Source organism: Streptomyces sp. TBY4 (assembly GCF_024213195.1).
GTDB lineage: Bacteria > Actinomycetota > Actinomycetes > Streptomycetales > Streptomycetaceae > Streptomyces.
In genome coordinates, this window is record NZ_JANAVF010000003.1 from 223,733 (window position 1) to 236,081 (window position 12,349).

Consider the following 12,349-nt stretch of genomic DNA (forward strand, 5'->3'; position numbering starts at 1 on the left):
TCTCAAGATCGCCTCCAACGAGGTGGGACGAACGCTCGAATCGGCGTATCGGTAAGGATCCAGAGACCCTTGTGTCTATTACCTGTGGAAGATTAGATTGAGCACATGAGACTGGCCCCCACCGCACCGAAGGCTGCCCCGGGACGACACGACCGCGAGATCCTCGCGCTCGCCGTCCCCGCCTTCGGCGCCCTCGTCGCAGAACCCCTCTTCGTGATGGCCGACAGCGCCATCGTGGGACACCTCGGCACACCTCAGCTGGCCGGTCTCGGCATCGCCGCCGCACTGCTCACCACCGCCGTGAGCATCTTCGTCTTCCTCGCCTACGCCACCACCGCAGCCGTGGCCCGCCGCGTCGGCGCGGGCGACCTCCAGGCCGCCATCCGGCAGGGCATGGACGGCATCTGGCTCGCCCTGCTCCTCGGTGCGGCCGTCGTCGCCGTCGTGCTGCCCACGGCCCCCACCCTGATCTCCTTCTTCGGGGCCTCCGACACCGTCGCCCCGTACGCGATCACCTACCTGCGGATCTCCGCCCTCGGCATCCCCGCGATGCTCGTGGTGCTCGCCGCGACCGGCGTCATCCGCGGCCTCCAGGACACCCGGACCCCCCTCTACGTCGCGATCGGCGGCTTCGCCCTCAACGGCGCCCTGAACGTCGCCCTCGTCTACGGGGCGGGCTTCGGCATCGCCGGCTCCGCCTGGGGCACGGTGATCGCCCAGTGCACCATGGCCGCCGCCTACCTGGTCGTGGTGGTCCGGGGCGCCCGCAAGCACGGCGCCTCCCTGCGGCCCGACGCCGAGGGCATCCGGGCCTGCGCGCAGGCCGGTGCCCCCCTGCTGGTCCGCACCCTGTCCCTGCGGGCCGTCCTGCTGATCGCCACCGCCGTGGCCGCACGGCTGGGTGACGCCGACATAGCCGCCCACCAGATCCTGCTCTCCCTGTGGAGCCTGCTCGCCTTCGCCCTCGACGCGATCGCGATCGCCGGGCAGGCCATCATCGGCCGCTACCTCGGCGCGGGAGACACCGAGGGGGCCAAGGCGGTCTGCCGCCGCATGGTGCAGTGGGGGATCATCTCCGGCATCGTCCTGGGGCTCCTCGTGATCGCGGTCCGCCCGCTGTTCATCCCGCTCTTCACCAGCGACCCCGCCGTCGAGGACGCCCTCCTGCCGGCCCTGCTCGTGGTGGCCCTCTCACAGCCCGTCTCCGGAATCGTCTTCGTGCTCGACGGCGTCCTGATGGGCGCGGGCGACGGTCCCTACCTGGCCTGGGCCATGCTGCTGACCCTCGCCGTCTTCACCCCGGCGGCCCTGCTCGTACCGGCCCTGGGCGGCGGGCTGACGGCCCTCTGGTGCGCCATGACCCTGATGATGCTGGTCCGGATGGTCACCCTCCAGCTGCGCGCCCGCTCGGGCCGCTGGCTGGTCGCCGGAGCCACGCGGTAGCCGGCCCGCGACGGCCCCTACCCGGCAGCCCGCACCCGGTACCCGCCGCGGAGCCCGCAGCGATGTTTCACGTGAAACAACGAAGAAGGGCCGCACCCCCACAGGGGTGCGGCCCTTCATGCGCAGCCCTTAGGCGGCGACGACCTCGATGCCGACGGTCGCGGCCACGTCAGCGTGCAGACGCACGGAGACCTGGTACGAGCCGAGGGTCTTGATCGGGGAGCCCAGCTCCACGCGGCGCTTGTCGACCTTCGGGCCACCGGACGCCTCGATCGCCGTGGCGATGTCGGAGGGCGTGACGGAACCGAACAGACGACCGGCGTCACCCGCGCGGGTGGCCAGACGGACCTTGACGTTCTCGAGCTTGGCCTTGAACTCGTTGGCCTGCTCGATCGTCGCGATCTCGTGGATCTTGCGGGCGCGGCGGATCTGCGCCACGTCCTTCTCGCCACCCTTGGTCCAGCGGATCGCGAAACCACGCGGGACCAGGTAGTTGCGGGCGTAGCCGTCCTTGACGTCGACGACGTCGCCGGCGGTGCCGAGGCCAGAGACCTCGTGGGTCAGGATGATCTTCATTATTCGGTCACCCTTTCCTTATCGCGCGGTGGACGTGTAGGGCAGCAGCGCCATCTCACGGCTGTTCTTCACAGCCGTGGCGACGTCACGCTGGTGCTGCGTGCAGTTGCCGGTGACGCGGCGGGCACGGATCTTGCCACGGTCGGAAATGAACTTCCGCAGCATGTTCGTGTCCTTGTAGTCCACGTACGCGGTCTTGTCCTTGCAGAACGCGCAGACCTTCTTCTTAGGCTTGCGCACAGGCGGCTTCGCCATTGTGTCTCTCCTGTGAAATCAAGAAGTGGGGGTGCGAGCTGCCCTAGAAGGGCGGCTCGTCCGAGTAGCCACCGCCGGAGCCGCCGGAGCTTCCGCCCCAACCGCCACCGCCGCCGCCCTGCTGCTGGCCGCCGGCCGGCGCGCTGGACGCCCAGGGGTCGTCGGAGGGAGCTCCGCCGCCCTGGGGGCCGCCGCCACTGGGGGCTCCGCCCCAGTTGCCACCGCCGCCGCCCTGCTGCTGACCGCCGCCACCGCCGCCGTATCCACCCTGGCCACCGCGACCCGTGGTCTTGGTGACCTTGGACGTGGCGTTCTTCAGGCTGGGGCCGACTTCCTCGACGTCCAGCTCGTAGACCGTGCGCTTGACACCCTCACGGTCCTCGTACGACCGCTGCTTCAGCCGGCCCTGCACGATGACGCGCATGCCTCGCTGAAGGGACTCGGCGACGTTCTCCGCCGCCTGGCGCCAGACCGAGCAGGTCAGGAACAGGCTTTCGCCGTCCTTCCACTCATTGGTCTGCTTGTCGAAGGTGCGGGGAGTGGACGCGACACGGAACTTCGCGACCGCCGCACCCGAGGGGGTGAAGCGCAGCTCGGGGTCGTCGACGAGATTGCCGACGACCGTGATGACGGTCTCGCCTGCCATGGATGAACCTCTCGGCGGGGATTGCTGCTGGGCTGCTGTGCTACTCGGTCCCGATTACCGCTGAACCGAAGTTCAGTGGGTCTCGGGGCGAAGGACCTTGGTCCGGAGAACCGACTCGTTCAGGTTCAGCTGTCGGTCAAGCTCCTTGACGACCGCAGGCTCGGCCTGGAGGTCGATGACCGAGTAGATGCCCTCGGGCTTCTTCTTGATCTCGTAAGCGAGACGACGACGGCCCCAGGTGTCGACCTTCTCGACCTTTCCGTTGCCCTCACGGACGACAGAAAGGAAGTTCTCGATCAGCGGGGAGACAGCGCGCTCCTCGAGATCGGGGTCGAGGATGACCATCACTTCGTAGTGACGCATGTGGAACCCACCTCCTTTGGACTCAGCGGCCACGGTCGTTCCGTGGCAGGAGGGTCGTGATGCGTGCGCACGGCATCTGCAGAGCAGACACCGCGCAGCTGTACAGACTACCTCCTCGACTCCTTCCGGTTGAAATCCGGCACCAGGAGGCCACAATCTGTATGCATCGGGTGTTCTCGGTGCTAAGCCCCCGGCACCTGCCGGAGGCGGCCCGCAGCACCGCTCTGCTGCAGCCAGGAGGTGCCTTCCCATGGCACAGGCAATGCAACGCCAGTCCATCTCGCTCTTCGCGACCGACGGCAAGCCCCATCCGCTCCAGGACACCCTGGTGGCGGTCACCCTGATCCTCGGCGCCGTGGCGTTCATCACGGCCTTCTTCCACAACCTGCACCTGCTCAGCTCGTGGACCGGGCTGATCGGGATCATCACCGGGCTCTACGGCCAGTTCATCTCCGCCACGACACGCGAACGCACAGCACTGATCATCGGCCTCGGAGCCTCGGCCATCGGGTTCTTCCTCGGTATGGCCCACGGCGGTCTTTTCGGCGGCTGGCTGGGCTGACCGGGTGCCTCCGCGACGGGGCGCCGGCCTCCCACCGGCCCGGGCCCGGCCTGTCCCCCAGATGGGTGGCGCCCCCGTCGCAGTAGGCTTCGCGCCATAGCCAGCGAAGCCGCCGAGGAGACGCCCCGCATGAGCCTGTCCCTGAGGACCATCAGCCGAGAGCAGCACCTGGGCTACCTCCAGAGCCTGCCCTCGGCTAGCCACTGCCAGGTCCCGGCGTGGGCCGACGTGAAGAACGAGTGGCGTTCCGAGAACCTCGGATGGTTCGACCAGTCCGGCGAACTCGTCGGTGCCGCACTCGTGTTGTACCGACAGCTGCCCAAGGTGAAGCGGTACCTCGCGTACCTCCCCGAGGGCCCGGTCATCAACTGGTACGCCCCCAACCTCGAAGAGTGGCTCCAGCCGATGCTGACGCACCTCAAGCAGCAGGGTGCCTTCACCGTGAAGATGGGCCCGCCCGTCGTCATCCGCCGCTGGAACTCCACCGCCATCAAGGCCGGTATCCAGGACCCGGAGGTCAAGCGCCTGCGCGACGTCGAGGCCTCCGTCATCGAGCCCCGCGCCTTCGAAGTCTCCGACAAACTGCGCCGGATGGGCTGGCAGCAGGCCGAGGACGGCGGAGCCGGCTTCGGCGACGTCCAGCCCCGGTACGTCTTCCAGGTGCCTCTGGCCAACCGCTCGCTGGACGACGTCCTCAAGGGCTTCAACCAGCTGTGGCGCCGCAACATCAAGAAGGCCGAGAAGGCCGGCGTCGAGGTCGTGCAGGGCGGTTACGAGGACCTGCCGACCTGGCAGAAGCTGTACGAGATCACCGCCGAGCGCGACAAGTTCCGCCCGCGCCCGCTCAGCTACTTCCAGCGCCAGTGGACGGCCCTCAACTCCGAGGACCCCAACCGGATGCGGCTGTACATCGCCACCCACGAGGGGGAGCCGCTGGCCGCCGCCACGATGCTGACGGTCGGGCAGCACGTCTGGTACTCGTACGGCGCCTCCGCCAACCACAAGCGCGAGGTCCGCCCTTCGAACGCGATGCAGTGGCGGATGCTGCGCGACTCCTACGCGCTCGGCGCAAGCGTCTACGACCTGCGCGGCATCAGTGACACCCTGGACGAGAACGACCACCTGTTCGGGCTGATCCAGTTCAAGGTCGGCACGGGCGGCGAGGCCGTCGAGTACGTCGGCGAGTGGGACTTCCCGCTCAACAAGCTGCTGCACAAGGCGCTCGACATCTACATGTCGCGCCGCTGACCCCACCGAACCCCCACACGCACCGCACCGCACCGCTGCACCACGCAGCTTTTCGAGAGAGGCTCCGGACGGGCATGGCGCTCACGCTCTACGTCGACACCGCGCGCTGGCGTGCGCACCAGAAGCAGATCCAGGACCAGTTCCCCGGGATGATCCCCGTCTGCAAGGGCAACGGCTACGGCTTCGGTCACGAGCGGCTCTGCGAGGAGGCGACCCGGATGGGCGCCGACGTCCTCGCGGTCGGCACGACGTACGAGGCCGCCAGCATCAAGGACTGGTTCGGCGGTGACCTGCTCGTCCTGACCCCGTTCCGGCGCGGCGAGGACCCGGTCCCGCTGCCGGACCGGGTCATCCGCTCGGTGTCCTCGCTCGACGGGGTCCGCGGCCTGGTCGGTGCCCGTGTGGTCATCGAGTGCATGAGCTCGATGCGCCGGCACGGGATCTCCGAGCAGGAGCTCGGCCAGCTCCACTCGGCGATCGAGGACGTCCGGCTGGAGGGCTTCGCCCTGCACCTGCCGCTGGACCGCCCGGACGGCACGGACGCCGTCGAAGAGGTCATCGCCTGGATGGACCGGCTGCGCGCCGCCCGGCTGCCGCTGCACACCATGTTCGTCAGCCACCTGAAGGCGTCGGACCTGGCACGGCTGCAGCAGCAGTTCCCGCAGACGCGCTTCCGGGCCCGCATCGGCACCCGGCTGTGGCTGGGCGACCACGAGGCGACCGAGTACCGCGGTGCGGTGCTCGACGTCACCCGCGTCGCCAAGGGCGACCGGTTCGGCTACCGGCAGCAGAAGGCCGCCTCCGACGGCTGGCTGGTCGTCGTCGCCGGCGGCACCTCCCACGGCGTCGGCCTGGAGGCCCCCAAGGCCCTGCACGGGGTGATGCCGCGTGCCAAGGGCGTCGCCCGGGCCGGGCTCGCCACCGTCAACCGCAACCTGTCGCCGTTCGTCTGGGCGGGCAAGCAGCGCTGGTTCGCCGAGCCGCCGCACATGCAGGTGTCCATCCTGTTCGTGCCGTCGGACTCTCCCGAGCCGAAGGTCGGCGACGAACTGGTGGCGCACCTGCGCCACACCACCACGCAGTTCGACCGGGTGCTCGACGCCTGAGTCACTCCCCGGGGCGTGCGCCCCAGTCGACCCGCTGACCCTCCGAAGGCGCCGCGTCCTGCGGCGCCTTCGGCGTCTGCGCGAGCGTGAAGACGTCCTCGGCACCGTCCAGGACACCCCCCGAGGGGTCGTCCGAGCCGTCGCGCCGCACCACGTCCCGGTCGGGCAGCAGGATGTCTCGTACGACCACCGCGCACAGGTAGAGCGTGCACAGCAGGTGGGCCGTGATGGCCAGCTGGTAGCCCTCCAGCGGCAGGCCCTGGTGCTTGTCGCCGCTGGTCGTGTAGGCGAGGTAGAACCAGATGCCCAGGAAGTAGATGACCTCGCCGGTCTGCCAGATCAGGAAGTCCCGCCAGCGCGGCCGGGCCAGCGCGGCGAGCGGGATGAGCCACAGCACGTACTGGGGCGAGTAGACCTTGTTGAGCAGGATGAAGGCGGCCACCAGCAGGAAGGCCAGCTGGGCGAAGCGGGGGCGGCGGGGTGCGGTGAGCGCGAGCGCGCCGATGGCCGCGCACAGCAGGAGCGTCAGGCCCGTCGCGTAGGTGTTGGCGTCTTCGAGCGGGTTCCCGGAGCGCTGGGAGATCAGCAGCCACACCGATCCGAAGTCGATCGGCCGCTCCTGGCTGAAGGTGTAGAACTTCGTCCAGCCCTCCCACGCGAAGAGCATGACGGGCAGGTTCACCGCGAGCCAGGAGGCCGCGGTGCCGCCGACCGCCGCGCCGAAGGCACGCCACTTCCCGGCCCGCCAGCAGAGCACGAACACGGCCCCGAGCAGCAGGACGGGGTAGAGCTTGGCCGCGGTGGCCAGGCCCAGGAAGACACCGAAGGCCAGCGGACGGCTCCGCGACCACATGAGCATCGCGGCAGCGGTCAGCGCGATGGCCATCAGGTCCCAGTTGATGGTCGCGGTGAGTGCGAAACCGGGCGCGAGCGCGAAGAGCAGGGCGTCCCACGGCCGGCGGCGGTGGGTGCGGGCCACGCACACCGCGATCACCGCGGCGCAGACCATCAGCATGCCCGCGTTGACCATCCAGTACATCTGCTCCCGGTGCTGCATGGAGCCGCTGCCGGGGGTCATCCAGGAGGCGACCTTCATGAAGAGCCCGGTGAGCACCGGGTACTCCAGGAACTGCATGTCGCCGGGGATCCGGTCGAAGTACGGGGTGAGGCCGTCGGCGAAGCCGCGTACGACGAAGAGGTGCGGGATGTCCGAGTAGCAGGCGTGGGTGTACTGGGAGCCGGCCCCGCGGAACCACGCCCAGTTGTAGCAGGGCAGCTTCTGCGCCATGCCCAGCGCGAACATCCCGAGCGTCACGAGGACGACGACCCGTACCGGGTTCAGCCAGTGGCCGCCGAGCCGGGCGTAGCGGCCCAGCGGGCCGCCGATGAACTCGCTCCCCGCGGCGGCCACCTCGTCCTGCCGGGTGGGCAGTACGGGGGGCAGTACGGGGCTGTCCTCGTGCACCTTCGTCATGCGCACATCCTGCCGTACGGCGGGGCCGCCGCCCATGAGAGCGTGCGAGAGGGCCGCCGCACCGGGTGCGACGGCCCTCTCGACCGTGTCGTGGGGCGTACGGTCAGCCGCCCGTGGAGCCCCCTATCGGGAAGCCTCCGCTCCCGCCGTTGGTCGCTCCGCCGGGCCTGCCGCCCGACTTGCTGGGCGAGGGCGAGGGCGACCGGGAGGAGCTGGGGCTGGGGTCCGGCTCGCAGATGGCCCACGGCTTGCAGGTCGGCTTGCCGCCGGTGCGCGAGGGGCTCGGGCTGGGCGACGGGGTCGGCGACGGCGAGTTCGACGGGGACGGCGAGGGGGAGGGGGAAGGCGACGGGGAGGGCGAGGGAGCACCGGAGGCGTCCGCGATGACGCCGATCTCCTCGGGCTCCGGGAACTTCGACTCCGGGACGCCGTTCAGCGCCTCCTTCATGTACTTGGTCCAGATCTCGGCCGGGATGTCACCACCGTGGAGGGAGGGAATGCCCGCCACGCCCCTCATCGAGATGAGTTCCTTCTTCTCCGCGTTCGGGTCCGAGCGGAACAGGGCCACGGAGGTGGACAGCTCGGGGGTGTAGCCGACGAACCAGGCCGACATGTTCTTGTCGGTGGTACCGGTCTTGCCCGCGGCGGGCCGGCCGAGCTTCTTGGCCTTGGTACCGGTGCCGTTCTCGACGACGTTGCGCAGCACCTTGGTGATGTTGTCCGCGACGGAGTTGTCCATGGCGCGCTGCGCCTTGGGCGGGTCGAAGCCGGGGACGTCCCTGCCGTCCTTCTTGACGCTGCGCACCGAGTACTGCTCGTGGTGGGTGCCGGAGGCGGCGAAGGTGGCGTATGAGTTGGCCATCCGGATGGCGCTGGGGGTCGAGGTGCCCAGGGCGAAGGAGGCGTTGGGGTTCGGGTCGAAGGACTCCTCGAGGATGCCGGTCGACTTGGCGACCTCCCTCACCTTGTCGTGGCCGACGTCGAAGACGAGCTGGGCGAAGGGGACGTTGATCGAGTCCTCCATCGCCTTGTTCAGGGTCACGTAGCCGTAGTCGGTCGGGCTCTCGTTCTTCTGCCGGAAGGGCTTGCCGGAGCCGTCGCGCAGCGGCTGGCCCGCACGGTTGTTGATCACCGTGAGGTCGCTGGCCATGTACTTGCTGTCGGCCGAGATCCCCTTGCCCTTCGAGTTCTGCGTGCCGTACTCCATCGCGGCCGCGAGCACGAAGGGCTTCCAGGTCGAGCCGACCTGGACGCCCGAGGTGTTGGCGTTGTTGTTGAAGTGCTTCTTGTCGATGCCCGGACCGCCGTACAGGGCGACGAGGGCTCCGGTCTTCACGTCCACCGAGGCCGCGCCGAACTGCACGAAGGTGTCGGTGTCGGGTCGCTTCTTCTCGTCGAGCATCCCGTCGCGGGTGCCCTCGACGGCCTTGACCAGCGCGTCCACCTTCGTCTTGTCGAAGGTGGTGTAGATCCGGTAGCCGCCCTTGGCCAGGTCCTCGACCTTGATGCCGTTCTTCTTCAGCATGTACAGCTTGGCCGTCTCGACCAGGTAGCCGATCTGGCCGGACATGCCGGCGGCCTCGGGGGCCTCGATCAGGGTGGGGAAGGCCGTGTACTGGTCGCGCTCGGCCTTCTGCATGCGGCCCACCTCGACCTCGCGGTCCAGCACCCAGGCCCAGCGCTTCACGGCCCGGTCCTTGTTCGCCTCGGGCGTGGCCGCGGAGCCGATGCCGCCGTCGGGGTTGTAGAGGTTCGGGCCCTTGAGCACGGCGGCGAGGAACGCGCTCTCGGAGGGAGTGAGCTGGTCGCAGTCCTTGCCGAAGTAGGCGCGCGCCGCCGCCTGGATCCCGTAGGCGTCACGGCCGTAGTAGGCGGTGTTCAGGTAGCCCGCGAGGATCGTGTTCTTCTCCTCGCTCACGCCCAGCTTTATCGAGATGAAGAGCTCGGTAACCTTGCGCTTGAGCGTCTGGTCGGCGTCCAGGTACGTGTTCTTCACGAACTGCTGGGTGATCGTGGAGCCGCCCTGGGTGGATCCGCCCTTGGCCATGTTCCACACGGCGCGGGCGATGCCCATCGGGTCGACGCCCTTGTCCGACTCGAAGGACGCGTTCTCCGCCGCGATCACGGCGTTCTGCATCGACCGGGGGATCTTCCCGATGGGGACGATCTGTCGGTTCATCGAGCCGCCGGTCGCGACCATCTGGGTGTCGTCGGACCAGTAGAAGACGTTGTTCTGTGCCTTGGCCGTCTTGTTCGCGTCGGGCTTGTCCACCATGGCGATGCCGATGCCGGCGCCCAGGGTGATCATCGCGAAGAAGCCCAGGGTCGTGCCGCTGACGAGCTTCCAGGACGGGACGAAGCGCTTCCAGCCGACCTTTTCGCCGCGCGGATAGTTGATGAACCGCTTGGGGCGGCCGGCGCCCCGGCCCGCCGGGGCTCGGCCGGCGGCTCTGCGGGCCTCCGACCGGCTGCCGTGAGGCGGCTGCTGTCCGTACGGGCCGCTGGGTGACCCGGTGGGGACGTCACGCCCGGAACCGGCGCCCCTGGCAGGGCGCTGCTGGGCGGCCTTGCGGGCGGCTGCGCGGCCGCCGCCCTGGGGCTGTTGCTGTTTGCGGCGGTGCTCGCTCATCGAACGACTACTCCTCGGGCAGGCGAGTGGCCTGGAAGCGGCAGGTGAGTTCCGGTCCCCCCGGTGTCATGGCGCACAGACTACGCAGACGCAAAAGCCAATCAGTGCCGAAGTTCACCCCAAATCAGGCAACTTGCCTCGTGCAAATCGGTGATGTGACGCCGGTCACCGTGTCACCACTTGTAGCGGACGGCTACCCGTTCTATCGTCTGGATGTATCGAGTCGATACATCAGCTCGACATAAAGACTCCGAGGCGGGGGAAGGGCAAGCGGATGAGCAGGCGCTCAGGCATCCTCGAGTTCGCTGTTCTCGGCCTGCTTCGCGAATCCCCCATGCACGGTTACGAGCTGCGCAAGCGGCTCAACACCTCACTGGGGGTGTTCAGAGCGTTCAGCTACGGGACGCTCTACCCCTGCCTCAAGACGCTCGTCACCAACGGCTGGTTGATCGAAGAGCCGGGCAATGCCCCGGAGGACGCTCTCGCCGCTTCACTCGCAGGGCGCCGCGCCAAGATCGTCTACCGGTTGACGGCAGCAGGTAAGGAGCACTTCGAGGAGCTCCTCTCCCACACGGGCCCCGATGCCTGGGAGGACGAGTCCTTCGCCGCCCGCTTCGCCTTTTTCGGCCAGACCGAACGAGACGTACGCATGCGGGTTCTGGAGGGCCGTCGCAGCCGCCTTGAGGAGCGCCTGGAGAAGATGAGCGCCTCGCTGGCTCGCACACGCGAGCGGCTCGACGACTACACGCTCGAGCTGCAACGCCACGGCATGGAATCCGTGGAGCGCGAAGTGCGCTGGCTGAACGAGCTCATCGAGAGTGAGCGGGCGGGACGGGATCAGAGACGACCCGGTCCGTCCGACGAAACTGCAAAGTGAGGTCTGCATCTCGCAGGCCTCGTCCGAGAACAAACAGGGAGCAACCGGAATGGGTTCGGTTCGCGTAGCCATCGTCGGCGTAGGCAACTGCGCCGCCTCGCTGGTGCAGGGCGTCGAGTACTACAAGGACGCCGACCCGGCGGCCAAGGTCCCCGGTCTGATGCACGTCCAGTTCGGCGACTACCACGTGCGCGACATCGAGTTCGTCGCCGCGTTCGACGTCGACGCGAAGAAGGTCGGCCTCGACCTTTCGGACGCCATCGGCGCCAGCGAGAACAACACCATCAAGATCTGTGACGTCCCGAACGCGGGCGTGACCGTTCAGCGCGGCCACACCCACGACGGCCTGGGCAAGTACTACCGCCAGACCATCGAGGAGTCCGCCGAGGCCCCGGTCGACATCGTCCAGATCCTCAAGGACCGCCAGGTCGACGTCCTGATCTGCTACCTCCCCGTCGGCTCCGAGGTCGCGGCGAAGTTCTACGCCCAGGCCGCCATCGACGCCAAGGTCGCCTTCGTCAACGCCCTCCCGGTCTTCATCGCCGGCACCAAGGAGTGGGCCGACAAGTTCACCGAGGCCGGTGTCCCGATCGTCGGCGACGACATCAAGTCGCAGGTCGGCGCGACCATCACGCACCGCGTGATGGCGAAGCTGTTCGAGGACCGCGGTGTCCGTCTTGAGCGCACCATGCAGCTCAACGTCGGCGGCAACATGGACTTCAAGAACATGCTGGAGCGCGACCGCCTCGAGTCGAAGAAGATCTCCAAGACTCAGGCCGTCACCTCGCAGATCCCCGACCGCGAGCTCGGCGAGAAGAACGTCCACATCGGCCCGTCCGACTACGTGGCGTGGCTCGACGACCGCAAGTGGGCCTACGTCCGCCTCGAAGGCCGTGCCTTCGGCGACGTCCCGCTGAACCTCGAGTACAAGCTCGAGGTGTGGGACTCCCCGAACTCGGCCGGTGTCATCATCGACGCCCTGCGCGCCGCGAAGATCGCCAAGGACCGCGGCATCGGTGGCCCGATCCTGTCGGCCTCGAGCTACTTCATGAAGTCCCCGCCGGTGCAGTACTTCGACGACGAGGCCCTGGCCAACGTCGAGAAGTTCATCAAGGGCGAGGTCGAGCGCTAGTCGAACCCCGGCGTCCTCCAGGACGCCTGGACTTCGGC

The 12,349-nt window shown here is 68.4% G+C and carries 12 protein-coding genes; 6 read left to right on the plus strand and 6 right to left on the minus strand.

Going from position 1 to position 12,349, the window contains the following annotated elements:
* The first annotated feature begins 105 nt into the window (after positions 1–105).
* Positions 106–1,443 (plus strand): MATE family efflux transporter, encoded by a 1,338-nt coding sequence (locus NLX94_RS08960; protein WP_254382077.1) that lies wholly within the window; start codon positions 106–108, stop codon positions 1,441–1,443.
* A 129-nt stretch (positions 1,444–1,572) separates the two neighbouring features.
* On the opposite strand, the gene rplI is transcribed toward NLX94_RS08960, so the two are convergent.
* From rplI to rpsF, 4 genes are all read right to left on the minus strand, one after another.
* The gene (rplI, locus tag NLX94_RS08965) at positions 1,573–2,019 is read right to left on the minus strand and encodes a 50S ribosomal protein L9 (protein ID WP_243331152.1); all 447 of its coding nucleotides are present in this window, start codon (positions 2,017–2,019) and stop codon (positions 1,573–1,575) included.
* A gap of 18 nt (positions 2,020–2,037) precedes the next feature.
* On the minus strand, positions 2,038–2,274 hold the full coding sequence (gene rpsR / locus NLX94_RS08970; protein WP_005315025.1) for a 30S ribosomal protein S18: 237 nt from the start codon (positions 2,272–2,274) through the stop codon (positions 2,038–2,040).
* 43 nt (positions 2,275–2,317) lie between these two features.
* Positions 2,318–2,920 (minus strand): single-stranded DNA-binding protein, encoded by a 603-nt coding sequence (locus tag NLX94_RS08975; protein WP_254382078.1) that lies wholly within the window; start codon positions 2,918–2,920, stop codon positions 2,318–2,320.
* 72 nt (positions 2,921–2,992) lie between these two features.
* A complete protein-coding gene (rpsF, locus tag NLX94_RS08980) occupies positions 2,993–3,283 on the minus strand; it encodes a 30S ribosomal protein S6 (RefSeq protein ID WP_015034882.1) in 291 nt (96 codons plus the stop codon).
* A gap of 250 nt (positions 3,284–3,533) precedes the next feature.
* Here rpsF and NLX94_RS08985 point away from each other — a divergent pair, with 250 nt between their 5' ends.
* The 3 genes from NLX94_RS08985 (at position 3,534) to NLX94_RS08995 (ending at position 6,199) form a co-directional block, all read left to right on the plus strand.
* A complete protein-coding gene (locus NLX94_RS08985; protein WP_254382079.1) occupies positions 3,534–3,845 on the plus strand; it encodes a hypothetical protein in 312 nt (103 codons plus the stop codon).
* Between the two features lie 129 nt (positions 3,846–3,974).
* On the plus strand, positions 3,975–5,093 hold the full coding sequence (locus NLX94_RS08990; protein ID WP_254382080.1) for a peptidoglycan bridge formation glycyltransferase FemA/FemB family protein: 1,119 nt from the start codon (positions 3,975–3,977) through the stop codon (positions 5,091–5,093).
* Between the two features lie 74 nt (positions 5,094–5,167).
* Positions 5,168–6,199: an alanine racemase gene (locus NLX94_RS08995; protein ID WP_254382081.1), complete on the plus strand. Its 1,032-nt coding sequence runs from the start codon at positions 5,168–5,170 to the stop codon at positions 6,197–6,199.
* A 1-nt stretch (position 6,200) separates the two neighbouring features.
* Here NLX94_RS08995 and NLX94_RS09000 read toward each other — a convergent pair whose 3' ends face one another.
* Positions 6,201–7,673, minus strand: a complete 1,473-nt coding sequence (locus NLX94_RS09000; RefSeq protein WP_254382082.1) for a glycosyltransferase family 87 protein — start codon at positions 7,671–7,673, stop codon at positions 6,201–6,203.
* A gap of 103 nt (positions 7,674–7,776) precedes the next feature.
* Entirely contained in the window at positions 7,777–10,302 is a 2,526-nt protein-coding gene (locus NLX94_RS38870) for a transglycosylase domain-containing protein (RefSeq protein ID WP_302169039.1), read from the minus strand.
* A 274-nt stretch (positions 10,303–10,576) separates the two neighbouring features.
* On the opposite strand from NLX94_RS38870, the gene NLX94_RS09010 reads away from it, so the two are divergent.
* Together NLX94_RS09010 and NLX94_RS09015 are read left to right on the plus strand one after the other, a co-directional pair.
* Complete coding sequence (locus tag NLX94_RS09010) at positions 10,577–11,179, plus strand: PadR family transcriptional regulator (protein WP_250738617.1); 603 nt, start codon at positions 10,577–10,579, stop codon at positions 11,177–11,179.
* 49 nt (positions 11,180–11,228) lie between these two features.
* Complete coding sequence (locus tag NLX94_RS09015) at positions 11,229–12,311, plus strand: inositol-3-phosphate synthase (RefSeq protein WP_254382083.1); 1,083 nt, start codon at positions 11,229–11,231, stop codon at positions 12,309–12,311.
* Positions 12,312–12,349: the final 38 nt, after the last annotated feature.